This is a genomic window from Blastococcus sp. CT_GayMR20, from assembly GCF_004570345.1.
In genome coordinates, this window is sequence record NZ_SPQM01000036.1 from 1 (window position 1) to 22,504 (window position 22,504).

General features: G+C 73.5%; 25 protein-coding genes. 11 read left to right on the top strand and 14 right to left on the bottom strand.

The features are described from left to right. The 3 genes from E4P40_RS10710 to E4P40_RS10720 all read right to left on the bottom strand — a co-directional run. Positions 1–300: alpha/beta hydrolase (locus tag E4P40_RS10710; protein ID WP_245160255.1), on the bottom strand; the 300-nt coding region annotated here is incomplete at its 3' end. A gap of 105 nt (positions 301–405) precedes the next feature. Beyond that, positions 406–921: a GNAT family N-acetyltransferase gene (locus E4P40_RS10715; protein ID WP_135158624.1), complete on the bottom strand. Its 516-nt coding sequence runs from the start codon at positions 919–921 to the stop codon at positions 406–408. A 45-nt stretch (positions 922–966) separates the two neighbouring features. Next, positions 967–2,376 (bottom strand): lysine 2,3-aminomutase, encoded by a 1,410-nt coding sequence (locus E4P40_RS10720; protein ID WP_135158625.1) that lies wholly within the window; start codon positions 2,374–2,376, stop codon positions 967–969. A gap of 128 nt (positions 2,377–2,504) precedes the next feature. On the opposite strand from E4P40_RS10720, the gene E4P40_RS10725 reads away from it, so the two are divergent. The 8 genes from E4P40_RS10725 to E4P40_RS10760 all read left to right on the top strand — a co-directional run bounded on the left by E4P40_RS10725 (position 2,505) and on the right by E4P40_RS10760 (position 11,180). Next, entirely contained in the window at positions 2,505–3,536 is a 1,032-nt protein-coding gene (locus E4P40_RS10725; protein WP_135158626.1) for an L-erythro-3,5-diaminohexanoate dehydrogenase, read from the top strand. Continuing rightward, the gene (locus E4P40_RS10730) at positions 3,530–5,038 is read left to right on the top strand and encodes an amidohydrolase family protein (RefSeq protein WP_135158627.1); all 1,509 of its coding nucleotides are present in this window, start codon (positions 3,530–3,532) and stop codon (positions 5,036–5,038) included. Before E4P40_RS10725 ends, E4P40_RS10730 begins: the two co-directional genes overlap by 7 nt. Beyond that, complete coding sequence (locus E4P40_RS10735) at positions 5,035–6,654, top strand: lysine 5,6-aminomutase subunit alpha (RefSeq protein ID WP_135158628.1); 1,620 nt, start codon at positions 5,035–5,037, stop codon at positions 6,652–6,654. Before E4P40_RS10730 ends, E4P40_RS10735 begins: the two co-directional genes overlap by 4 nt. Continuing rightward, positions 6,647–7,393: an OAM dimerization domain-containing protein gene (locus E4P40_RS10740; RefSeq protein WP_135158629.1), complete on the top strand. Its 747-nt coding sequence runs from the start codon at positions 6,647–6,649 to the stop codon at positions 7,391–7,393. The genes E4P40_RS10735 and E4P40_RS10740 overlap by 8 nt, the downstream gene beginning before the upstream one ends. After that, the gene (locus tag E4P40_RS10745; RefSeq protein WP_135158630.1) at positions 7,390–7,779 is read left to right on the top strand and encodes a MaoC family dehydratase; all 390 of its coding nucleotides are present in this window, start codon (positions 7,390–7,392) and stop codon (positions 7,777–7,779) included. The genes E4P40_RS10740 and E4P40_RS10745 overlap by 4 nt, the downstream gene beginning before the upstream one ends. Before the next feature lie 485 nt (positions 7,780–8,264). After that, positions 8,265–9,902 carry an apolipoprotein N-acyltransferase gene (lnt, locus tag E4P40_RS10750; RefSeq protein ID WP_245160256.1) on the top strand — a complete coding sequence of 546 codons (1,638 nt, stop codon included), beginning with the start codon at positions 8,265–8,267 and terminating at the stop codon, positions 9,900–9,902. After that, a complete protein-coding gene (locus E4P40_RS10755) occupies positions 9,899–10,669 on the top strand; it encodes a polyprenol monophosphomannose synthase (RefSeq protein WP_135158631.1) in 771 nt (256 codons plus the stop codon). The genes lnt and E4P40_RS10755 overlap by 4 nt, the downstream gene beginning before the upstream one ends. Further along, positions 10,662–11,180, top strand: a complete 519-nt coding sequence (locus E4P40_RS10760; RefSeq protein WP_135158632.1) for an FxsA family protein — start codon at positions 10,662–10,664, stop codon at positions 11,178–11,180. Before E4P40_RS10755 ends, E4P40_RS10760 begins: the two co-directional genes overlap by 8 nt. A gap of 142 nt (positions 11,181–11,322) precedes the next feature. Here E4P40_RS10760 and E4P40_RS10765 read toward each other — a convergent pair whose 3' ends face one another. From E4P40_RS10765 to E4P40_RS10790, 6 genes are all read right to left on the bottom strand, one after another. Next, complete coding sequence (locus E4P40_RS10765) at positions 11,323–11,667, bottom strand: RNA polymerase-binding protein RbpA (RefSeq protein WP_029336385.1); 345 nt, start codon at positions 11,665–11,667, stop codon at positions 11,323–11,325. 189 nt (positions 11,668–11,856) lie between these two features. Further along, positions 11,857–12,606 (bottom strand): thymidine kinase, encoded by a 750-nt coding sequence (locus tag E4P40_RS10770; protein WP_135158633.1) that lies wholly within the window; start codon positions 12,604–12,606, stop codon positions 11,857–11,859. Continuing rightward, positions 12,603–13,964, bottom strand: coding sequence for an MFS transporter (locus E4P40_RS10775; RefSeq protein ID WP_135158634.1), 1,362 nt, complete (start codon positions 13,962–13,964; stop codon positions 12,603–12,605). The genes E4P40_RS10770 and E4P40_RS10775 overlap by 4 nt, the downstream gene beginning before the upstream one ends. Positions 13,965–14,043: 79 nt before the next feature. Then, positions 14,044–14,937 carry a lysophospholipid acyltransferase family protein gene (locus tag E4P40_RS10780; RefSeq protein ID WP_135158635.1) on the bottom strand — a complete coding sequence of 298 codons (894 nt, stop codon included), beginning with the start codon at positions 14,935–14,937 and terminating at the stop codon, positions 14,044–14,046. Then, positions 14,934–15,710 (bottom strand): glycerophosphodiester phosphodiesterase, encoded by a 777-nt coding sequence (locus tag E4P40_RS10785; RefSeq protein ID WP_209305267.1) that lies wholly within the window; start codon positions 15,708–15,710, stop codon positions 14,934–14,936. The genes E4P40_RS10780 and E4P40_RS10785 overlap by 4 nt, the downstream gene beginning before the upstream one ends. A gap of 9 nt (positions 15,711–15,719) precedes the next feature. After that, on the bottom strand, positions 15,720–16,919 hold the full coding sequence (locus tag E4P40_RS10790; RefSeq protein ID WP_135158636.1) for an aminotransferase class I/II-fold pyridoxal phosphate-dependent enzyme: 1,200 nt from the start codon (positions 16,917–16,919) through the stop codon (positions 15,720–15,722). A gap of 75 nt (positions 16,920–16,994) precedes the next feature. Here E4P40_RS10790 and E4P40_RS10795 point away from each other — a divergent pair, with 75 nt between their 5' ends. Then, positions 16,995–17,402, top strand: a complete 408-nt coding sequence (locus E4P40_RS10795; protein ID WP_245160257.1) for a hypothetical protein — start codon at positions 16,995–16,997, stop codon at positions 17,400–17,402. A gap of 5 nt (positions 17,403–17,407) precedes the next feature. On the opposite strand, the gene E4P40_RS10800 is transcribed toward E4P40_RS10795, so the two are convergent. From E4P40_RS10800 to E4P40_RS10810, 3 genes are all read right to left on the bottom strand, one after another. Beyond that, entirely contained in the window at positions 17,408–17,644 is a 237-nt protein-coding gene (locus E4P40_RS10800) for a hypothetical protein (RefSeq protein WP_135158637.1), read from the bottom strand. A 399-nt stretch (positions 17,645–18,043) separates the two neighbouring features. Continuing rightward, positions 18,044–18,598, bottom strand: a complete 555-nt coding sequence (locus E4P40_RS10805) for a cysteine hydrolase family protein (RefSeq protein ID WP_135158638.1) — start codon at positions 18,596–18,598, stop codon at positions 18,044–18,046. Between the two features lie 63 nt (positions 18,599–18,661). Next, on the bottom strand, positions 18,662–19,324 hold the full coding sequence (locus E4P40_RS10810) for an SRPBCC domain-containing protein (protein WP_135158639.1): 663 nt from the start codon (positions 19,322–19,324) through the stop codon (positions 18,662–18,664). 119 nt (positions 19,325–19,443) lie between these two features. Here E4P40_RS10810 and E4P40_RS28920 point away from each other — a divergent pair, with 119 nt between their 5' ends. Then, on the top strand, positions 19,444–19,593 hold the full coding sequence (locus E4P40_RS28920; RefSeq protein ID WP_245160258.1) for a hypothetical protein: 150 nt from the start codon (positions 19,444–19,446) through the stop codon (positions 19,591–19,593). 33 nt (positions 19,594–19,626) lie between these two features. Here E4P40_RS28920 and E4P40_RS10820 read toward each other — a convergent pair whose 3' ends face one another. Then, entirely contained in the window at positions 19,627–21,444 is a 1,818-nt protein-coding gene (locus tag E4P40_RS10820) for a DUF4214 domain-containing protein (protein WP_167762185.1), read from the bottom strand. Between the two features lie 145 nt (positions 21,445–21,589). On the opposite strand from E4P40_RS10820, the gene E4P40_RS10825 reads away from it, so the two are divergent. Next, complete coding sequence (locus tag E4P40_RS10825) at positions 21,590–21,784, top strand: hypothetical protein (protein ID WP_135158641.1); 195 nt, start codon at positions 21,590–21,592, stop codon at positions 21,782–21,784. A gap of 1 nt (position 21,785) precedes the next feature. Here E4P40_RS10825 and E4P40_RS10830 read toward each other — a convergent pair whose 3' ends face one another. Continuing rightward, entirely contained in the window at positions 21,786–22,418 is a 633-nt protein-coding gene (locus E4P40_RS10830) for a LysE family translocator (RefSeq protein WP_135158642.1), read from the bottom strand. Positions 22,419–22,504 lie beyond the last annotated feature (86 nt).

Here is a 22,504-nt window from a genome sequence, read left to right on the forward strand (position 1 = left end):
CGGCTCCTCGACGGCCAGCTGCCGGTACACCTCGTGCACGAAGGGATTGGCATCCCGGTAGGTGTGCTGGGGCGCCAGCCCGTACAGGGGGACCTCCACCCGCACGCCGGCGTCCGCCAGCCGCCCGATCAGCGCCCAGTGCTGCGGTGCGATGCCACTGATGTAGGCCCCGCCGTGCAGGTAGACCGCCGCACGGCCCGAGCCCGTCCACGGCCGGACGGTCCAGACCGGGAACCCACCGACGGCCCGGCAGGTCACGTCGTGCCGGGTGGTGAGCTTCTTCGGCGGCGGGGCCTCCACCTTGGGCGCGGCGATCCGGCGTCGTCCCCGCTCGGGTGTCGCGTACGCGCTTGCGGGTCACCCGCAGGAACAGGCCGACCGCGGTCATCTGCCAGCTCACGCGGGTCACTCAACCACGGCCGGCGCGATCAGCCGGAAGGCTTCCAGTTCCACGTCGTACCAGCGACGGAAGAGGCCGAGCGGCTGCATGCCCAGCCGGGCGCAGACCGCCAGGGACGCCGCGTTGCCGGGTCGGACGACGGCGTAGACCTCCGGCAGCCCGGCGTCGAAGCCGCGCTCGATGACCGCGCGAGCCGCCTCCGTCGCGTACCCGTGCCCCCAGCAGTCCGGGTGCAGGTGCCAGCCGACCTCGACCTCGCCGACGCCGTGGGGCAGCGGCTTGAACAGGACCGTCCCGGCCACCACGCGGTCCGGGAGCTCGATCGCCCAGCAGCCGAACCGCGCGTCCAGATCGTGCACCCGCGCCCACCGGGCGACCAGCTCAGGAGGCGCAACGGACGGCGTCCCGCCCAGCCAGCGGCTCACCTCGTCCCGGCCGTAGAGATCGGCCAGCCGGGCGAGATCCGCGGGCGCCGTCGTCCACGCCCGAAGGCGCAGCCGCGCGGTGCGCAGCTCCTCCATCGCCGGTGGCTACCCCGGGACCGGGCGAGGACCACACGGCACCGCTCAGTTGAGCAGGTCCGCCGCCGACGCTGCCCGGGACGACGCGGCCTTCAGCTCCGCAGCCACCGGATCGTGCTCCCGCTCGGCCCACCACGACTGCCCGCTCGCCGGCAGCGTCGCGATCGGGTCGTAGTAGGTGTACCGCCGGTCGAGCGCCGCCTCGTCGGTGCGCTCGATCCCCGTGCGGTAGTTCTTCGTCCAGTAGCTGATGCCCCGCTCGCGGTCGTACTCGGCGACCTGGTGCACCCAGCGCTTCCCGACGTAGGGCACATCGCAGACGATCCGAGGTGTCGCGAACCCGGGCAGGTAGCCCATGACGTCGTGCTGCAGTGTCTGGGCCTGGGCCAGCGAGACCCGCCAGTGCTCGGCGCTGGGGATCATGTCGCACATGTAGAAGTAGTAGGGGGTGATCCCCGCACCGTCGAGCAGCGCGAAGCAGAGGTCGAGCAGCTGCGTCGCCGAGTCGTTGACGCCCCTCAGGAGCACGCCCTGGTTGCGGACGTCGCGCACACCGGCGCCGAGCATCGCCTGGGCGGCCTCGGCCACCAGCGGCGTCACCGACTGGGCGGCGTTGACGTGCGTGTGGACGGCGAGGGACACGCCGCGGGCCCGGGCGGTCGTGGCCAGTCGTGTCATGCCCTCGACGACGTCGTCCTGGAGCCAGTGCTGGGGGAGACCCATCAGCGCCTTGGACGCCAGCCGGATGTCGCGGACCGACTCGATCTCCAGCAGGCCGGCCACGAACGCCTCCAGGTTCTTGAACGGCAGGTTGGCGACGTCGCCGCCGGAGACGACGACGTCGCGGACGCCGGGGGTCGCCCGCAGGTAGGCGAGCATCTCCGCCTGCCGGTCCACCGGCTTGAGCTCGAACTTCAGCTTGGGGACGGCGGGCGTCGAGTTGCCCACCAGGTCCATGCGCGTGCAGTGGCCGCAGTACTGCGGGCAGGTGGACAACAGCTCGGCGAGCACCTTGGTCGGGTACCGGTGGGTCAGCCCCTCGACGGCCCACATCTCGTGCTCGTGCAGCGAGTCGCGCGCGGCGTACGGGTGGCTCGCCGCCGCGCCCGGCAGCCGGTCCGACGCCACGGGCAGCATGTAGCGGCGCACCGGGTCCGCGAGCATCGCGGCCGTCGTCGGCACGTGCGCAGGCACCATCGTGTTGAGCATCTGCGGGGGCATCAGGAGTGACATGGTCGCCCGGCCGGCCTGGTCGGCCTCGACGTCGGCGTAGAAGGACTCGTCGAGCAGGTCGCCGTAGACCCCCCGGAGCTGCCGGAGGTTCTTCACGCAGTTGGTGCGCTGCCACTGGGCGCTGCGCCACTGCTCCCCGGTCACCTCGGCGAAACCGGGCAGCCGACGCCAGTCGGGCTCGACGAGCTCGCGCGCCGCATACTCGTAGGGCTGTTCGAGCACGGTGCTCCCCTCCTTGGCTCGGCGCTGCGGTTCTCCGCACCACGGGTGAGCCTACGGGAGAATCTTCGGCATTTCGCGCTCGACGCGATAGGTTCTTCTGCACCGAACGGGTGAGACGGGAGAGACGCGTGCGCACAGCGGCAGAACGGGCACTCGGCGTGCATCGCGTGCTCGACCCCCCGGGCGTCCTGCCCCAGGCGGCCCAGCGGCTCGACGCCGACCCGGCGATCGCGCTGGACGAGGTCCGCATCGCCGTGGAGCGGCTCAACCTCGACGCCGCGTCCTTCCGTCAGCTCTCCGAGGCGCACGGTGGTGACGGCGACGCCGTACGGGCCGCCGTCCTGGAGATCGTGCGGACTCGCGGCAAGATGCAGAACCCGGTCACCGGGTCCGGCGGCATGCTCATGGGCGTCGTCGATGCCGTCGGCCCGGAGTCGCCTCTCGGGCTGGTCGTCGACCAGCGGGTGGCCACCCTCGTCTCGCTGAGCCTGACCCCGCTGTGGATCACCGACGGCCTCGACCGGTGGGACGGCCGGTCCGAGCAGGTGCCGGCACACGGCACGGCGATCCTCTTCGCCCGCTCCATCGCCGCCGTGCTGCCCGACGACCTGCCCGACGCGGTGGCGCTCGCCGTCCTCGACGTGTGCGGGGCACCGGCCCTCACCGCGCGGGTCGTCGAGCGGACCGGCGCGCGGTCGGTCGCCGTCCTCGGGGCGGCGGGCAAATCCGGCTGCCTCAGCCTGGCCGCCGCGGCGGCCGCCGGGGCCCAGGACCTCACCGGTCTCGTCCGGAACGAGTCCGAGGCCGCCGCCCTGCGCGCAGCCGGGCTGGCGGACCGCGTCGTCGTCGCCGACGCCACCGACCCGCTGGCCGTCGCGGCCGCCGTCGGCACCCCGGCCGACCTGACCGTCGTCTGCGTCGACGTGCCCGGCGCGGAACACGGCGCCGTACTCGCGACGGCCGACGGGGGCACCGTGGTCTTCTTCTCCATGGCCACCTCCTTCCCGGCGGCGGCACTCGGTGCGGAGGGAATGGCGGCGGACGTGACCATGCTGGTCGGCAACGGCTACACGCCCGGCCACGCCGCCCTCGCCCTGGATCTCTACCGCTCGAACCCCGGCGTCCGGGCCCTCGTCGATCCGCGCGTGACCGGATGCTGATCTCCGACATCACCATCGGGGACCGCTCCGGCCGGGCGGTGCACGTCGTCGACGGCCGGATCGCGTGGGTCGGCGACGCCGCCGACGCACCGGCCGCCGACCGCGTGGTCGCGGGGGAGGGGGCGCTGCTCACCCCGGCGTTCGTCGACTCCCACGTGCACGCCACGGCGACCGGGCTGGCCCTCAGCGGGCTCGACCTCCACTCGAGCTCGAGCCTCGCTGCGGCGACGACGTCCGTCGCTGAGCACGTCCGCCGCACCCCGACGGGCATCGTGCTGGGCACCGGGTGGGACGAGACCGGCTGGCCGGAGGGACGGGGACTCACCCGGGCCGACCTCGACGCGGTCGTCGGCGACCGGCCGGCCTACCTGGCGCGGGTGGACGTCCACTCCGCGACGGTCTCGACCGCCCTCCTGGACCTCGTCCCCGGCATTGCCGAGCTGCCCGGCTGGTCCGCCGAGGGGCAGCTCCGGCTCGACGCCCACCACGCGGCCCGGCAGGCCGCCTACGGGGCGATCGGCCCCGAGCAGCGGCGGACGGCGCAGCGGGCGACCCTCGACACCGCCGCCGCGCTGGGCATCGGCAGCGTCCACGAGATGGCCGGCCCGGAGGTCTCCAGCGCCGACGACCTGGCCGCCCTGCTCGAGCTGGCCGCCGGACCGGGACCGCGCGTGCTCGGCTACTGGGGCGAGCTCGCCGAGCGCGGCGGGCTGGCGCTGGTCGGGGAGCTCGGGCTGGCCGGCGCCGGGGGAGACCTGTTCTGCGACGGCGCGTTCGGCTCGCACACCGCCGCACTCGGCAACGGTCCCTACGCCGACCGGCCGGACACCGCCGGCACACTCCGCTTCGCGACCGGTCAGCTCGCCCACCACGTCCGGGCCTGCACGCTCGCGGGCATCCAGGCCGGGTTCCACGTCATCGGGGACGCCGCGGTCGCGCAGGTCATCTTCGCCGTCGAGACCGTCGCCGCCGAGCTCGGGCGGCCCGCCGTCCGAGCGTGCCGGCACCGCCTGGAGCACGTGGAGATGATCGACCGGCCCGACATCGAGCGGCTGTCCGATCTGGGCATGGTCGCGAGCGTCCAGCCGGCCTTCGACGCCGCGTGGGGCGGGGACGCCGGCATGTACGCCGAGCGGCTGGGCGTCCACCGGGCGCTCGCGACCAACCCGTTCGCCGCGATGGTCGACGCGGGTGTGGCGGTCGCCCTCGGCAGCGACGCACCCGTGACCCCGCTGGACCCGTGGGGCGGCGTGCACGCGGCGGTCGACCACCGCACCCGTTCGTCGGCCCTGCGCCCGTTCGACGCCTTCGACGCCGCCACGCACGGGGGCTGGTACGCCGCCCGGGCCGAGCACCCCGACGGTCCGCTCGCCGTCGGCGCCCCTGCGGACCTCGCGCTCTGGGCCACCGCGGACACCCTGTCCGGCCTCCTGGACGAACGGTCGCGCCCCGCGTGCCGCCTGCTCGTCGTCGACGGCGAGCCGATCGGAGACCTCCCATGACCACCCTGTCGCTCGATCCCGCGCTGGTCGCCCGCGCCCGGCAGCTCGCTGCGCTCGCCGCGCGGCCGGTGATCGACCTGGCGCACCGGCACACCACCGTGTCCGTCGAGCGGGCCGTGCTGCGGCTCGCCGGGCTGACGGGCACCGACCCGGTGACGGGGGAGGGTGCGCCCGGGGTCGGTGGGGTGGGTGGCAACCCAGTGGACCGCGTGCCCTGGGTGAATCGCGTGGTCGACGCCGTCCGCGACCAGGTCGGCCTGGAGTCGGGCGTCGCGCTGCCGGTCTGGCACGCCCTCGCGTCGGGGAAGTCCCTGCAGGGACTGGCCGAGGACGTCGGGGCCGGGACCGCCCGCTTCGAGATCCCGACGGGCGCCGACGCCGACCGCGCCCGCGAGGCAGCCCGGGACGCCGCGGCCGCCGGCATCGCCCGCATCGACGCCAACCGGCGCCGGCGCGAGGAGCTGGTGTCCAGGCACGGCGACCCGCCCCGCCGTCCCTGGATCTACCTCATCGTCGCGACCGGGGACATCCACGAGGACATCCCGCAGGCCCAGGCCGCCGCGCGGGCCGGGGCCGACGTCATCGCCGTCATCCGGTCCACCGGGCAGTCGCTGTTGGACTACGTGCCCGAGGGCGCCACCCGCACCGGCTACGCCGGCACGTACGCCACCCAGGAGAACTTCCGGCTCATGCGGGCGGCGCTGGACGAGGTCAGCGCCGAGCTCGGCCGCTACGTCCGGCTGACCAACTACGCGTCCGGACTGTGCATGCCGGAGATCGCCGTCCTGGCCGGGCTGGAGCGGCTGGACATGATGCTCAACGACGCGATGTACGGGATCCTCTTCCGCGACATCAACCCGCGGCGCACCTTCGTCGACCAGCGGTTCAGCCGGATGGTGCACGCCCGCGCGGGGATCATCATCAACACCGGCGAGGACAACTACCTGACCACCGCCGACGCCGTCGACGAGGCGCACACCGTCACGGTCAGCCAGCTGCTCAACGAGACGCTGGCCAAGGAGGCGGGCCTGGAGGACTGGCAGCTCGGTCTCGGGCACGCCTTCGAGATCGATCCCGACCGCCCGGAGTCCTTCCGGCTGGAGCTGGCGCACGCGCTGCTGGCCCGGTCGCTGTTCCCCGACGCACCGCTGAAGTGGATGCCGCCGACGAAGCACATGACCGGCGACGTCTTCCGCGGCTACCTGCTCGACGGCTTCTTCAACCTCGCCGGCGCGCTCACCGGCCAGGGGATCCTGCTGGTCGGGATGATGACCGAGGCCGTGGTCACCCCGTGGCTGTCCGACCGCGACCTGGCGCTGCGCAACGTCCGCTACGTGCTGAACTCCGCGGGCAACCTGGCCGAGGACTTCGCGCCGCCACCCGGCGGCTTCATCGACCGGCGGGCCGACACCGTGCTGCGCGAGGCCGTCGACCTGCTCGGCCGCATCGCCGACCACCCCGAGGGGCTGATCCAGGCGATCGCCGACGGCACCTTCGGCATCACCAAGCGGCCCCCGGACGGCGGCAAGGGACTCGACGGCGTCGTCGCCACCGGGCCCGACGCGTTCAACCCGGCGCTGGAGCTGCTCGAGGCGAAGGAGACCGCAGATGCCTGACGGGAGCATCGTCCGGCCCTACGGCGACACCACCGGCGACGGCATGGTGCAGACGTCGTTCACGCTGCCAGTGCCGGCCGGCCCGAGGGCCGAGGGCGCCGCCCTGCAGCTGGCGAACAAGATGGGCATCGAGCCGGCGATGGTCGTGCACAGCCACGCCATCGACGCCGGCTACACGTTCTTCGTCGTCTACGGCAGCGTCAAGCACCTCGTCGACCTCGACGCCGTCGTCGTCGAGGAGCGCGCCTACCCGCTGCTGTCCTCGTCGGAGATCAACGGCGCCATCCGGGCAGGCCTCAACCGCAAGATGGTCGTCCTCGGGGCGTGCATCGGCACCGACGCCCACACCGTCGGCATCGACGCGATCCTCAACGTGAAGGGCTTCGCGGGGGAGAAGGGCCTGGAGTACCTCCGCGAGATGGCGGTGACGAATCTCGGCGCCCAGGTGACGGTGCCCGAGCTGGTCACGAGGGCGCGCACCGCCCGAGCCGACGCCGTCCTCGTGTCCCAGGTCGTCACGCAGAAGGACGCGCACCTGCGCAACACCCGCGAGCTCGCCGCCGCGTTCCGCGAGGCGATGGGGGAGTCCCGGCCCCTGCTGGTCGTCGGCGGCCCCCGCTTCGAGCCCGCCATGGCCGCGGAGCTCGGTGTCGACAAGGTCTTCGGCCGGGGGACGACGCCCGGCGAGGTCGCCAGTTACCTCATCTCCGCCCTCCTACCGGAAGCGAGCTCCGCATGACCGACCCACGTCTGGGCCTCACCGTCACCCACCGCCGCTACGTGCCCTACGCGCACGCCCACTACGGCGGAGCGCTGGTCGACGGCGCCTACACGCTCGGCCTGTTCGGCGACGTCGCCACCGAGGTCGCGATCGTCATGGACGGCGACGAGGGCCTGCTCGCCGGCTACTCCGAGGTGCGGTTCCTGGGTCCGGTGCGTGCCGGCGACGTCCTGGAGGCCACCGTCGAGGTGGTGCGCGTGGGCCGTCGCAGCCGTGAGCTGCGCTGCACCGCGCAGGTCGTGGCCCGCGCCGAGCCGGAGCGCGGTCCGTCCGCCGCCCGGGTCCTCGAGCCGCCGCTGCCGGTCGTCGAGGCGACCGCGACCCTCGTCGTACCCGGGCCTTGACGGGGCAATAACGATTCAGTCACAGTAGCTCCCGCAGTCACCGTAAGTGCCGACGCCGACGCGGACGGTTCTTACAGTCGCTGCAGTTCCATCCGGGAGCACCGGCGCGCGCTCCTCCGGATCGAGTCGTACGGCCCCCGGTCACACCGGACCGAGGGGGCGGCGGCCTGCCCGGGGGAGGCGGACCGGCGATTCCGGCGGAGCCCGTCGAGGATCCGTGTCATCAGACAACGGTCGCTCCGGTCGTGCCCAGCGACCGGACGTCCGGCCCGAAGATGCGGCGATTCCGCGAGGCGTCCGCCGGCGCTGACCCGGTTGGGGGATCGACGCTGAGAGGACCCCGTCCTCCCCACCCTTCGCACGCTCAGGGTGGGACCCGGGACGCGGCCATACCGAGGTGGGATGCTGGGTCGGGACCGCGGCAGTGGCGCGGCGGTCCGGACCCCGTCCGACCGGCACGGGGCGGCGGTTCCGGGAGGCTGTGCGTGCCGGCAGGACATGGTGGGCCGGTCACCGGCACGCTCCCACGGCCGGCCGGCCCCTCGTCGTCCCCGCCCCCGGTCCGGGGCGGACGGCGCCGTCCCTGGCGCACGCTGCTCGCGCTGGCGGGCGGGCTCGTGCTGGTCCTCGCCTTCCCCGGCTGGTCGCTGCCGTTCCTCGCGGTGCTCGGCCCCGCGGCACTCGCCCTCGCCGTCCGCGGCGAGCGGTTCCGGTCCGGCCTGTGGCTCGGGCTGGTCTTCGGTCTCGCGTTCTTCGTGCCGCTGCTGTCCTGGAGCGGCACCTACGTCGGCTCCTTCCCGTGGCTGGCGCTCGGCGTCTTCCAGGCCTCCTACCTCGCCCTCCTCGGCGGTGCCTCCGCGCTGACGTCGCGGCTGCGGTGGTGGCCGCTGTGGACGGCGTCCCTGTGGGTCGCGGCCGAGGCCCTGCGCGGGCGGTTCCCGTTCGGCGGCTTCCCCTGGGGACGGCTGGGCTTCAGCCAGACCGACGGCCCGCTGCTCGCCCTGGCGGCCTACGGCGGCGTCCCCCTCGTCAGCTTCGCCGTCGCCCTGATCGGCACGCTGCTGGCCGCGGGGGTCCTCGCCCTGCTCCGTGCCTGGTCCGCCCCCTCGCGCGGCCCCGGACTGCGCTCGGCGGCGGCGGCCCTCGCCGTCGCTCTGGCCGTGCCGCTGGCGGGCGCGCTCGCGTGGCTGCCGCTGCCCGGGCCGTCGCTGACCGAGGGCGGGCCGACGTCGACCGTCGCGATCATCCAGGGCGACGTCCCGCGGGCCGGGCTGGAGTTCAACGCCCAGCGCCGGGCGGTCCTCGACAACCATGTGCAGCGGACCCTCGAGCTGGCGGAGCGGGTGGCAGCGGGGGAGCAGCCCCGACCGGACGTGGTCGTGTGGCCCGAGAACAGCTCCGACATCGACCCGTTCACCAACGCCGACGCGGCCCGGCAGATCGACCGGGCGGCCCGGGCCGTCGACGCGCCGATCCTCGTCGGCGCGGTCGTGGAGGGTCCGGGCGAGTTGATCAGCAACACCGCCGTGGTCTGGGACCCCGTGGACGGCCCGGGCGACACCTACGTCAAGCGCCATCCGGTGCCCTTCGCCGAGTACATCCCGCAGCGTGCGTTCTTCCGCCTGTTCAGCGACAAGGTCGATCTGGTCCGGCGCGACTTCGCCGCCGGCGACGAGGTCGGGGTCCTCGACGTGGGCGGGGTGCGGCTGGGCGACCTCATCTGCTTCGAGGTGGTCTACGACGGACTCACCCACGACGTCGTCGACGGCGGCGCCGGGATGATCGTCGTCCAGACCAACAACGCGACGTTCGGCTACACCGACGAGAGCGAGCAGCAGCTCGCCCTGAGCCGGCTTCGAGCCGTCGAGCACGGCCGCAGCGTCGTCATCGCCGCCACCAGCGGAATCTCCGCGGTCGTCGCCCCCGACGGGTCCGTCGTCCGTTCGACGGAGCTCTTCGAGCCGGCGGTGTTCGTCGAGGAGATCGCCTCGCGCGACTCGAGGACGATCGCGCTCCGGCTGGGGGCCGCACCGGAGTGGGCGCTGACCGCGCTCGGCACCGGCGCCCTGCTCGTCGCCGCGGTGCCCCGGCTGGCGCGGCGACGCACGGCGGCGCCGCGATGAGCGACCGCGTGCTGGTCATCGTGCCGACGTACAACGAGATCGAGAACCTCGGGCGGATCCTGGACCGCCTGCACGCCAGCGTCCCCGGTGCGCACGCGCTGGTGGTCGACGACGGGTCACCGGACGGCACCGGGGAACTGGCCGACGAGCTGGCCGCCGCCGACCCCCGGGTGCACGTGCTCCGGCGGACCGCGAAGAACGGGCTGGGGGCGGCCTACATCGCCGGGTTCCGCTGGGCGCGGGCCAACGGCTTCGACGTGGTCGTGGAGATGGACGCCGACGGCTCGCACTCCCCCGAGCAGTTGCCGCACCTGCTCGCCGCCCTGGAGGACGCCGACCTCGTGCTCGGGTCGCGGTACGTGCCCGGGGGAGAGGTGACCGACTGGCCGGCCCACCGGCTGCTGCTGTCGCGGGCGGGCAACCGCTACACCCGCTGGGCGCTGCGCCTGCCGCTCAGCGACGCGACCGGAGGTTTCCGGGCCGCACGGGCGGAGTTGATCGACCGGCTGCCCTTCGACGACGTCGCCAGCCAGGGGTACTGCTTCCAGGTCGACTGGGCCTGGCGGGCGGTGCGCGCCGGTGCCCGGGTCACCGAGGTGCCCATCACTTTCTCCGAGCGCACGTTCGGCAGGAGCAAGATGAGCGGCTCGATCGTTGGGGAGGCATGGATACGGGTCACCGTGTGGGGTCTGCAGGACCGGCTGGCCGACTGGCTGCCGGGCAGGGTCCGCCGTCCCGGCGCGCAGAGAGGCAGACCTCGTGAGTGACGTCGTCGGACGACGGGTGCGGCTGTTCGCCGGCCTGCTGGTGCTCGCCGAGCTGATCGTGTTCGTCCTCGTGGCCGCCTGGATCGGGCTGGGCTGGACGATCCTGGCCACCCTCGCCACCAGCGTGATCGGCTGGATCCTGCTCGCCCGCCAGGGCACGCGCGCCCTCGCCGACCTCCGCGACCGGGCGCGCTCGCGGCAGCCGGCCGGCCGGGAGCTCGGGGACGCCGGGCTGGTGGCCGCGGGCGGTCTGCTCATGGTGCTGCCCGGGTTCATCGGCGACGTCGTCGGGCTGCTGTGCCTGCTGCCCGGCACACGCTCGCTGGTCCGCGGGGCGCTGACGTCCGTCGTCCTCGCGCGGCTACCCGACCGGTTCCGTGGCCCGGTGCGGGCCCGCAGCGTCCGGGTCGAGCAGGTCGGCGGCTACGGCAGCGGCAGCACGCGGGCCGCACCGCTGGTCATCGAGGGCGAGGTCGTCCGCGACACCCCGCCGGAGCGCCCTGCCCCCTGATGCGGCCCCCTGATGCGGCCCCCTGATGCGGCCCCCCTGACACGCGGAACGGCCCCGGTGGAGATCCACCGGGGCCGTTCTGCTGCCCCTCTGCAGGGTCCGCGCCGAGCTTGCGAGGCGTGGGGGGCAGAGGGGTCCTTTCTCAGCTGGCGCGGGTACGCCGGCCGCGGAGCACGTCGAGGCGCTCGGCGAGCACCTCTTCGAGGTCCTCCACGGAACGGCGCTCGAGGAGCATGTCCCAGTGGGTGCGCGGCGGCTTGACCTTCTTCGGTGCCGGCTCGGCACCGCCCACGAGCTTGGCGGCACCACCGTCGAACTTGCACTCCCACGTGTCGGGGAGCTCGGCGTCGTCGGCGAAGGGCACGGTGAACAGGTGGCCGGACGGGCACCGGTACTCGGCGTACTGCCGCTCGATCGGTGCGGTGTTCCGCTCGGTCTCGTAGCTGACGCTGCCCAGTCGGCTGCCGCGCAGGGAACGCTCGCCCATGGCACACCGTCCTCTCGTTCGTATGTCGGTCGTGGCTCGAAGTCCGGCCATGGGGCCCATACCCACGCACCAGGGAGTCACCGTGAAGAACGACAGAAATCGCAGAAGGATTCCGTCGAAACAGTGGTTCATCATCGCATGGGATCAGATCGCCGGACGGACTGCCCCCCGTAGGGGTGAGAGCGCAGGTCAGGGGAGGGCGAGCTGGCCGGGGCCCGCGGGCGTGGGGCCGAGTTCCCCCCGCACGTAGTGCCGCCGGCAGAGCACCTGGTAGCGGACGGCAGGGGAGGACCCCGCCCCCGTCCCGGGCAGCTCCGCGGGTGCGGTGTCGGCCACCACGACCGTCTCGCCGGACCGCACCATCGCGCCGTCGACGACGCGGGCGTTGAGCAGCCCGGGGAGGCCGCACCAGCAGAGGACCTCCACCTGGATCCGCTGGACGTCGTCGGCGACCTCCAGCAGCCGCTGGGTGCCGGGGAACAGCCGGGCGCGGAAGTCGGTGGTGAGCCCGAAGGCGTAGACGTCGACGTGCCAGCCGTCGACGAGGCCGGCGAGCTGGTCGACCTGCCCGGCCGTCAGGAACTGCGCCTCGTCGACGATCAGGTAGTCCACCCGGTGCCCGCCGGCCCAGCGCCCGCGCACCAGCGACCGCAGGTCGGTGCCGGCGTCGATCTCGACCGCGTCGCGGGAGAGCCCGACCCGCGAGCTGATCCTGGGCTCCGCCGAGCGGTCGCCCTGGGTGACCAGGAGCCCGTGCCGCCCCTGCCGGGCCTGGTTGTGGTCCACCTGCAGGGCCAGGGTCGACTTCCCGCAGTCCATCGGACCGTGGAAGAACCGCAGGTGCGCCGGTGCGGGGTACCGGCGCCGGTCGCCGGAGGCCGGCACGGAGTTCGGCGCCGGGTCGAGCGGGACGGGCTCCGCGGGGTCGACCGGCGTCACAGCCGCTCCGGCGGCACGTTGCCGGCCGCGACGACCGCTCGGCGCATGGGCAGCAGCGCCAGCGCGATGAACCCGGCCACGAAGAAGATCACCAGGCTGACGATGGCCAGCCGGTAGGAACCGGTCAGCTGGAAGGTCAGCCCGAACGCCAGCGGCCCGAGCCAGCTGGTGCCGCGGTCGCTGATCTCGTAGAAGCCGTAGTACTCGGCCTCCTTGCCGGCCGGGATGAGCTGGCTGAACAGCGACCGGGACAGCGCCTGCGTGCCGCCCTGCACCAGCCCGATGACGGCGGCGAGCGCGTAGAACTGCGCCACCGCGCCCTCCTGGAGGAAGAACGCCGCACCGATCACGCCGATCCACGCCACCAGGGCGCCCAGGACGACGCGCTTCGCGCCGTAGCGACCGGCGAGGCGTCCGAGGCCCAGTGCCCCGGCGATCGCGACCACCTGGACCATGAGGATCGCGCCGGTGAGCACCGACTGCTCCAGCCCCAGTTCCTCGGTCGCGTAGGTCGCCGACAGCGAGATGACCGTCTGGACGCCGTCGTTGAAGAGCAGGTAGGCGCCGAGGAACCACAGCGTGAGCGGGAAGGCCCGCATCTCCCGCATCGTCCGCGCCAGCTGGCGGAAGCTGCTCCGCGACCGGCCGGCGGACTCGCGGACCGGGCGGTTGCGCAGCCGGGACACCGTGAAGACGGTGAAGGCGCCCCACCACAACCCGGCCGTCGCCAGGCAGATCCGGACCGCCTCGCCGGTGGTCAGGCCGAGCGACTCCGCCGACAGCACGATCCCCAGGTGGACGGCGAGCAGCAGCGCCCCGCCGACGTAGCCGAACGCCCAGCCGCGGCTGGAGACGGCGTCGCGCTCGTCCGGCCCGGCCAGGTCGGGCAGCCAGGAGTAGTAGACGACCGTGGCGGCGCCGAAGCTGATGTTCGCGACGACGAACAGGACGGCGGCCAGCAGCCACCGCCCGTCGCCGGCGAAGTAGAGGGCGGTGGTGGCGAGCGCGCCGAGGAAGGCGAAGCCGCCCAGCAGCTCGCGCTTGCGGCCGCTGCGGTCGGCGACTGCGCCGGCCAGCGGCAGGAAGAGCACCTGCAGCAGCACCGACGCCGACAGCACGTACGAGAACCAGCTGCCGGCGGCGATCGACAGACCGAGGAACGACAGCCGCTCGTCGGGGCCGGCGGCGTCCTCGGCGATCGCGGTCAGGTACGGACCGAGGAAGACGGTCGTCACCGAGGTGTTGAAGACCGACATCGCCCAGTCGTAGGAGTACCAGCCGAAGCGCTCGCGCTTCAGGTCGCGGTCGACGGGCGGAACGGCGGGCCCGGCTCCGGCGGTGGGCGGCGCGGTGGTCACGGCCGCAGGTTCTCAGCCGCCGCACGGCCGGTCCAGCACCGGGGGGTCTCGATGCCCGCATGTCCTCCGTCCGGGGGCCTCACGGGACGTCGTCCGGGACGACGCCGCCCGGGAAGGCGGCGACGGCGGTCGTCGGCCGCGTCCGGTCGACGAAGTGCGGGCGGTCGCGCTCGTCGGCGCGCAGCGGCACCAGGCCCCGGGTGATGGCCGCGGTGATCCGGTAGCGCGCGCGGTTGGCGTCGCCGACGCGCCCCATCTGCAGGTCGTCGAGCTGCACCGGCGGACCGACGTGCACCTTGAGGGCCGGCCGGCGGATGACGGCCCGCAGGACGGTGCGCAGCTTCCCCCAGTCGTTGCCGTACTGCAGCACCTCGTGCGCGCCCCACTGGCTGACCGGGATCACCGGCACGCCGAGGCCGAGGGCGAGCCGAGCCATGCCGGTGCGGCCGCGCTCCGGCCAGCCGTCCGGGGTCAGCCCCACCCGCCCCTCCGGATAGGCGACGACGTGCCCGCCCTGCACGAGGGCCACCTCGGTGACGCGCACGGCGTGGCGGGCGAGTTCGGTGCCGCGCTCGACGCGGATCGCGCCGGTGCGTTCGAGCAGCGGGCCGGCGATCGGCGCGGAGATGATGCCGCCGGTCGCCATGATGCGGGGCATCGCGCCGGCCTTGTGCAGCGCGACCGCGATGACGAACGGGTCGAAGTCGCCGATGTGGTTCGTGGCGAACAGCAGCGGCCCGTCCCGGAGCTCCGCGGGGATGCCGCCGGTGACCTCGACGCGGCCGAAGATGCTCACCAGCCAGGAGAAGTTGCGGAGCAGAAACCGCCAGAACCACCACGGGGGCGCGACGGCGATCGCCATCTCCCGGGCGAACCACTCGGGGTCGTCGGGCTTCACCAGCCGCGCGAGGTCGTCCGGGAGCGGTGGGGCCGTCGGGCGCCAGTCGCGCAGCCGCGCGCCGAGTCGGCTCACCGGGGGGTCCACTCGCCGCGCTTCTCCAGCAGCTCGCGGAGCATCGCGGGCCGGTCCGTCATGATGCCGTCGACCCCCAGGTCCAGCATCGCGGTGGTCTCCTCGGGGGTGTCGACCGTCCAGACGTGCACCTGCAGACCGCGGGCGTGGGCGGCGGCGATGAACCGCTCGTCGACCAGCGCGCGCCCGCCGAGCTGCAGCGGCACCTGGGCGCAGCCGGCCTGCATGCGGACCAGACCTGCCGCGCGCGGCGAGTACGACGACAGCCGGAGCGCGGCGACGCCCCGCGGGCCCAGGGAGGTGCAGAGCGACGGGCCGAAGAGCCGGCGCGCGGCGGCGACGCGCGCGTCGGAGAACGAGCCGACGCAGATGCGGTCGACCACGCCGAGCCGGCGGACGGTCCGCACGAGCGGCGCGAGCACACCGGCGGCCTTGATGTCGAGGTTGAAGCGGACGTCGGGCCAGGCGCCCAGGAGGTCCTCGAGCCGCAGGATCGGCTCCCGCCCGCCGATCCGGGCCTCCGACACCTCGGCCCAGGTCAGGTGCTCGATCCGACCCGTGCGGTCGGTGACCCGCCCCAGCGTGCCGTCGTGGAGGACCACGAGGACGCCGTCCGCCGTCACCCGGACGTCGGTCTCGAGGTAGCGGTAGCCGAGATCCACGCAGGCCTGGAAGGCCGGCATCGTGTTCTCGAGGTGCTCGATCGCGCCGCCACGGTGCGCCATGGCGATGGGGGTGGGCCCGTCGAGGAAGGCGAAGCGCGAACCGGGCACGTCGCCACGCTAGTAGGACTGCGGGGCGGCCCCGGCGACCGCCGTGGCCATCCGGTCGACCATGGTCGTCAGCACGGGCCGCGGAGTGGCGAAGTTCAGCCTCACGTGGCCCGCGCCGGGTGATCCGCACTCCGGCCCGTCGACCAGCGCGACGCCGGCCTGCTCCAGGAAGAAGGTCCCGGCCGTCTCCCGGAGGCCGAGCTCCCGGCAGTCCAGCCAGGCCAGATAGGTGCCCTCGGGAGGTCGGTAGCGCACCCGGGGCAGCCGCTCGGCCAGCAGGTCGGCGAGCAGCCGCCGGTTGCCGTCCAGGTAGGTCAGGACGCCGTCCAGCCAGGGGCCGCCCTGGTCGTAGGCGACCGTGCTGGCGAGCACCCCGGGGGTGGAGGCGCCGTGCCCGAACAGGAAGCCGGCCTCGGACCAGGTGGCGGCGTCGTCGGCGTTCGAGAGCAGCAGATGGGCCGCCTTGAGGCCGGCCAGGTTCCACGCCTTGGACGCCGACGTCGCCGTCACCGTGTGGCTCGCCGTGAGCGGCGAGAGCGACGCGTACGGCCGGTGCACGGCGCCGGGGTGGACCAGCGGGGCGTGGATCTCGTCGGAGAACACCCGGACGCCGGCGGCGTCGACGACCTCAGCCAGCGCCAGCTGCTCCTCGACGTCGAACACCCGTCCCAGCGGGTTGTGCGGGTTCACGTGGACGAACAGCCGGCCGCCCGCGGCGAACGCGCGGGCGATGCCGTGGAGGTCGTAGGTCATCCGGCCGTCGCGCTCGACCATCGGGACCTCGATCAGCTCCCGGCCCAGCGCCTCGGGGACCTTCAGGAACGGCATGTACGCCGGGGTGGGGAGGACGACGGCACCGCCCGGCGGCGTGAAGTGCTCGATGGCCGCCTGGAGTCCCGCCACGACGTCGGCCAGCGGCGTGATCCACTCCGCGGGGACCGTCCACCCGTAGCGCTCCTGCTGCCACCGCGCACAGGCTCGGGCCATGTCGGCTGCGGCCTCGGTCGTCAGGTAACCCAGCCGGCCCCCGTCCACGGCGTCGTGCAGGGCCCGACGGACGACGGGGGCGGTGCCGAAGTCCATCTCGGCCACGAAGGCACCGATGGCAGAGCCGTAGCGGGTCCACTTGAGGCTGCCTCCCGTCCGCAGGGCGTCCTCGGTGAGCCCGTCGAACGTCAGCGGCTCGTCCTCGTACTCGGGAGCGGCCATGGGATGAGCCTCCTCATCGCGTTCTCCTGGCGTGTCCCCGGGCACTGTCGTCCCGGACGTCTAACGTGCCGTTCCGTGGCAGAACGACACGTGTCCGGCACGACGGCGGAGCTTCCCGTCTCGCCGATCCCCAACCGGGGGAGCGGCGAGCAGCGCCGGTGCGGCTGGTGCCGCCGCGTCCTGCCGGAGCAGGGGTCGGTGGGCCGCCCCCGGCTCTACTGCGGCCAGGCCTGCCGTCAGCGGGCCTACGAGCAGCGCTCCGCGACGGCCAAGGCGGGACTGCCGGGTGACGTCGTCCTGGTCTCGCGCTCGGAGCTCGACGGGCTGCAGGACCGGCTGTACCAGTTGCGGTGTGCACTCGAGGACGCGCAGACGCTGTTGACCGAGCGCCCGACCAAGGCCGAACTCGAGCGCCAGCTGGCCGAGCTGATCCGCTCCACGGGCCGCCTCGACCGGCTCTGGGTCAGCGAACGCTCCGCCTGACCGGCTCAGTCAGGGTCCGTCTGGTCGTCGCCGTCGTCCTCGTCGTTCGGCTCCTGGTTGCTGTTGTCCGGCACGTTGCCCTGCGACTCGTCCTCCGGATTGCTGCCGCCGGTGTTCTCGCTGTCGTCGGTGGTCCCGTCGTTCTGACCCGAGCCGGCAGCTTCGCAGGCGGTCATCGTGACGCCTCCGCCGAAGAGCGCCAGGGCGGTGAACAGTGCGGCGATCGGACGTCGGATCTCCATGCGTCGACCCTACGAAGAGCTGGGCGTCGCCGCCCGTCGAGCCGCCCACATCACCGCCCTAGCGTCACAGTGACGTTAGGAGGGCGGAGTGGCTGGATGGGGGGAGCGACGGCCGCGGGGCGCCGAGAGCGCCTCAGGGGTTCGATCGATGTCGTCCCATCTCTGTTTCAAGATCGACAGAGTCAAGATCGACTTACGGGGAGTCGCAGAAACGGGATCCTGGGGCGGCGCGGATGGACTGAAGTGCGGCGAGCAGGCACGCATACCTGGCGCGGCGGCGACACGCTGACGTCGACGTCAGGCCGGCGGCTTCCAGAATCACGATCGCCAGCCACGTCGCCGCTCGCGACCTAGCGCCGATAATGCACATTATGTCAACTCATCTGGAGGGAGCCGACCTCACCCGATGAAGGTGACGTCCTTGGCCTCGGCGACGCCGGCGGTGCGACCTGGTGCCGCCTGCTCCCCCCAGTACAGGTTGGTGTGCGCGATGACCTTGTCGGGTGACGGCGCACCCCAGGCGCTGAGGTCCTCGGTGGTGTGCGCGTCGCCGACCAGCGTCACGTCGTAGCCCCGCGCGAAGGCACCGTGGATGGTCGACCGGATGCACGCGTCGGTCTGGGCGCCCGCGACGACGAGGCGTCCGACGCCGGCCCGGGCCAGGACGTCCTCCAGGTCGGTGCCCTCGAACGAGTCGCCGTACGTCTTGTGCACCACGGGCTCCGACTCCCGCTGCACCAGCTCGGGCACGTACTCCCACGCGTCGCTGCCCTTCGGCATGTCCGCCGAGGAGTGCTGGACCCAGACGACCGGGACGCCCTCGTCACGCGCCCGGTCGACGAGCGCGCCGATGTTGGCGACGACCGTCTCGCGCTCGTGCGCCTCGCCGACCACCCCCTTCTGGACGTCGATCACCATCAGGGCGGTGTGCGGTCGGTCCGGCAGCGTCGTCACAGCGATCTCCTCGTCTGGGCTCCTGGGCGGATCGTAGGCACACCCACCGACATTCCCGACCCGTCACTCCGCCGCCGAGGCCACCCGTTCCATCGCCGCCTTCATCCGCTCCCGCATCGCCTCGCGGACCTCGGCGCTCGGCAGCTTCTCGAGGTGCGCGTTGAGCCGCGTCTTCCCCGGCGCCGCCGGCGTGAGCGTGATCTGGAGCGTCGCCGGCGTCGGCCAGTCGACCGGCTGCCAGGTCATTCGGATGCGGTCGCCGGGCTTGACGACGCGGATCTCGCCGGAGGCTCCGGACGTCGACTCCCCCGGTGGCACCTCGTACGCCCGGCCGGGCTCGAACACGACCGTCGCCCCGGCGCCGAGCCACAACTCGGGCCGTGTCACGAGCACCTCCCACACGTGCCCCGGCGAGGCGGCCACGCTGCGCTGGGCCCCGATCTGGAAGCCGACGTCCGAGGTCTGACCGAGGACGCGCTTGCCCCGGGCGCGCTCGTAGGCGACGGCGAGCGACTGCTGCCACCATGGCGACACCTCGGGGTGCTCGCGGTCGAGGAAGTCCACGATCCCCCGGTGGTCCCAGCCCGCCCCGCCGGCGGCGTCCAGCAGGTCCAGCCAGTCGGTCCAGTCCCGCCCGGTGCCCTCCCGGACCGCCCCGGGGCTCAGTCGCCCGAGCGCGCGGTCGACGGCACTGGCGGTCTCCTCGGCGGTGTCGTGCTGCACCATTGCGTTCCCCCTTCGTCCGACTCGATGATGCCGCCGCCACCGACGAAATTCGCGGCGTCCCGACGTCCCTTCGACAGGAGGCCTCCTTCTCCCCTACCCCTCGACCCGAGGAGACCCGAGTGCCCGCGTCCATCCGGCCGATCATCGGGATCAGCGACATCGAGCCTGCACGGCACCCCGGTCCCGCCGACGACATGCCGTGGGGCCAGCGGGTCGCCCACATCAAGGACCCGGACGGCAACGTCCCGAACCTCACCCAGCAGCTATGACCCGCATACCCGGCATTACGTCACAGTGACGCATCAGCCGTCCGGGAACCGGCCCTCGGCCCGCACCCGGTACTCGTCGCTCGCGGCGACGATGGCGACGACGTCGAAGTCACCCCGGCCCGCCAGCATGGGCGAGAACGTGCTGCGGCCGCCCTCGTCCACCGCCCTGCCCAGCAGGACGCGGTAGTACTCCCCCAGCCGCCGGTCCCGTGCCTCGGCCGACTGGGAGACGGCCATGGCGACGGCGGACCGGCCGGAGCCGGCCGCGACACCGGCCCAGTAGTTGCGCTCGTCGGGGTTCGCGCCGCGCCCGAGCACCCCCCGGTAGAGGCCCTCGACCCACAGCCGGACGTCGCCGCCGCCCAGGGCGGCCAGCGACTCGCCGGACCCGTAGATGCCGGCGTTCAGGTCGTTGAGGGTGCCGCCCCGCGCGAGCAGGTTCACCCAGACGTTCGCCCCACCCGCGTCCGGCGCGCGGCGCAGCGCCCAGACGTAGGTCGTGTGCACCAGTTGGCGGTAGCGCTCGTCCGACGCTGCGAAGCCGTAGGCGACGGAGCGGCGGTCCGCGCCCCCGAGGAGGACGGCGGTCCAGTAGCCGATCCCTGGCTCGTCACCGGGGTGGCCGAGGACGTCGAGATAGAGCGACCGGGCGTAGGCGCGGGCCTGGGCCGTCGACAGCGAGCCGACCGTGAACCAGGAGCTCTTCAGGCCGAGCGCCGTCCTGGCCTGTTCCCCGGTGAGGGTCCGCTGCCCGCTGGAGGTGTCGAAGACGATCTGGAGCACGCGGCCGCCGTCGGCGCCGAGCCCGTTCCGCTGGGTGACCCGTGCTGCACTGACCGACGCCACGCCCAGGGCGGCCGCGACCTGCGCCTGGGTCAGCGTCACCGACCACGACCGATTGGGGTTGGCCGCGGTGTTGTCGCCGCGGTCCTCCACGGCGGGGAACTCGCCGCCCGCGGTCCAGCCCCCGCTGGAGGCGGAGAACTCCGTCCGGGCGACCGACCCGTCGGCCCGCCGGCGCACCTGACCGGTCGTGGCGAAGACCGCGGTGTCGGTCCGGCCGTCCTCGATCCAGGACACGGCTCCGCCGTCGGGTCGGGTGTAGGCGCCGGTGTAGACCTGGCACGCGGTCGAGTCGCACGTCCTCGCGTACGGCGTCCACTGCGACGACAGCGCGTAGCTGCGCGCCGCCACCGCCTGCACCTCGAGCGCCTCCATGCCCCGGCCACCGCCGGCCGATCCCCAGCTCGCCGGCATCTCCCGCGGGAGCACGCCGCGCAGGTAGTCGTCCATGGCCAGGGTGTTGACCGTCGTCTGGAACCCGCCGCCGTCGACGATTCCCATCGTGCCGCGGTACGCGCGGATCGAACCGGGCTCGCACAGCCGCAGCTCCCCGCCGACCGTCGCTCCCGAGCCGACGCGGCCACCCGCGGTGCCGGTCCAGACGGTCCACGGCCCGGCACACGTGTCGCCGACCAGCACCTCGAAGGTGTTGCTGGCGACCCCGCGGATCCGCACCGCGTCCCGGCCGAGGGCGATGCCGTTCATCGTCAGGCCGGGTCCGGTCAGCAGGGTCTCCCGCGACCGGAGTCCGAGCAGCTCCACGCCGATCTGCGGGTTGCCCGCGTTCGTGGCGTGCGAGGTGCCCCCGTAGTAGTGGTCGAGGATCGCGCGGGAGTCGGCACCGAGGTCGACGGAGTACCCGTAGGCGCCCCACTGGCTCATGCCCCGCCCGTGACCGAAGCCCCGCCCGTTGAACGTCAGGTCGCCGTCCGCGGCGCCGGCCACAGGTAGTCCGGCCCCCCACAGGACCAGGACCGTCAGGACGCCGAGAAGTCTGCGGAGAGCCATGGTCCACCTACTCGGAACCGGCCCGCCGGGACGGGCCTTCCACCCCGTCGGATCGTCCATTGCACACCCGGCGACCCCCCGGACGGAACGGAGTCGGGCGCGCCGGTCGACGGTTCCCCGTCCGGCGGCCGGGTAGCGCTCGGGCATGACCGAGCAGCGTCCCGACACCGACGAGCGCAACGACCCGGCCGGCACGCCGTCGCCCGGCCCGGACGACCTGACCGCCACGCCGGTGACGCCGGGCGGCGACGACGCGGGACGGCCGACCGCCGTACCGGGTGCCTACGAGGCTGACGACGCGGAGCAGGAGCGCGGCAAGGCCGTGAAGCCCGGCAACTGACTCACCGGCCCGACGCAGCGACCCGCAGCCCCAGCCCCACCAGCACGGTCCCGCTGACCGCCTCGAGCCGGCGCCTAATCCTGGGCCGGCGGAACCAGGTGCCGGCCCGTGCCACCCCGGCCGCCAGACCGAGGTAGAGCACGGTCTCGAGGGTGATCTGCACCAGCCCCAGGACGGCGGTCGTCGCGAACACCGGACCGTCGGCCGGCACGAACTGCGGGTAGAAGGCGATCATGAACACGGCGGCCTTCGGGTTGGCCAGCTGGACCACGACGCCCTCCGCGAACGCGCCCCACCACCGACGGCCGGTGGGAACCGGCTCCCCGACGATGGCTGCCTCACCGCGCCAGGCGGTGCGCAGCGCACGGAACCCGAGCAGCAGCAGGACGGCAGCGCCTACCACCCGCAGGACGACGTAGGCCATCTCCGACGCCGCGACCAGCGCCGCGAACCCCGCCCCGGCGAACAGCGCCCACACGTAGAGCCCGAGCTCCAGGCCCAGCACCGTCGGCACCGCGCCGCGGAGCCCCCGGAGTGCAGCCCGCCGGAAGATCAGCGCCATCGCGGGCCCGGGCGACGCGGAGATCAGCAGCACCGCGAGCACGAAGGCACCGAGCGACGACAGCACGTCCACGCGGGAATGCTCGCACCCCCTCCCCACGGTCGACCGACCATCGGCGCGGTCGCCGGGAATCCGCAGGTCGGTGCGGTTGACTCGGC

What these genes read in the sequence shown, in the direction of transcription:
- E4P40_RS10810 (WP_135158639.1), bottom strand. Translation starts at nt 19,324, where the DNA reads ATGGTGCAGCACGACACCGCCGAGGAGACCGCCAGTGCCGTCGACCGC.
- E4P40_RS10755 (WP_135158631.1), top strand. Translation starts at nt 9,899, where the DNA reads ATGAGCGACCGCGTGCTGGTCATCGTGCCGACGTACAACGAGATCGAG.
- E4P40_RS10790 (WP_135158636.1), bottom strand. Translation starts at nt 16,919, where the DNA reads ATGGCCGCTCCCGAGTACGAGGACGAGCCGCTGACGTTCGACGGGCTC.
- E4P40_RS10825 (WP_135158641.1), top strand. Translation starts at nt 21,590, where the DNA reads ATGACCGAGCAGCGTCCCGACACCGACGAGCGCAACGACCCGGCCGGC.
- E4P40_RS10800 (WP_135158637.1), bottom strand. Translation starts at nt 17,644, where the DNA reads ATGGAGATCCGACGTCCGATCGCCGCACTGTTCACCGCCCTGGCGCTC.
- E4P40_RS10745 (WP_135158630.1), top strand. Translation starts at nt 7,390, where the DNA reads ATGACCGACCCACGTCTGGGCCTCACCGTCACCCACCGCCGCTACGTG.
- E4P40_RS10735 (WP_135158628.1), top strand. Translation starts at nt 5,035, where the DNA reads ATGACCACCCTGTCGCTCGATCCCGCGCTGGTCGCCCGCGCCCGGCAG.
- E4P40_RS10820 (WP_167762185.1), bottom strand. Translation starts at nt 21,444, where the DNA reads ATGGCTCTCCGCAGACTTCTCGGCGTCCTGACGGTCCTGGTCCTGTGG.
- E4P40_RS10715 (WP_135158624.1), bottom strand. Translation starts at nt 921, where the DNA reads ATGGAGGAGCTGCGCACCGCGCGGCTGCGCCTTCGGGCGTGGACGACG.
- E4P40_RS10765 (WP_029336385.1), bottom strand. Translation starts at nt 11,667, where the DNA reads ATGGGCGAGCGTTCCCTGCGCGGCAGCCGACTGGGCAGCGTCAGCTAC.
- E4P40_RS10730 (WP_135158627.1), top strand. Translation starts at nt 3,530, where the DNA reads ATGCTGATCTCCGACATCACCATCGGGGACCGCTCCGGCCGGGCGGTG.
- E4P40_RS10740 (WP_135158629.1), top strand. Translation starts at nt 6,647, where the DNA reads ATGCCTGACGGGAGCATCGTCCGGCCCTACGGCGACACCACCGGCGAC.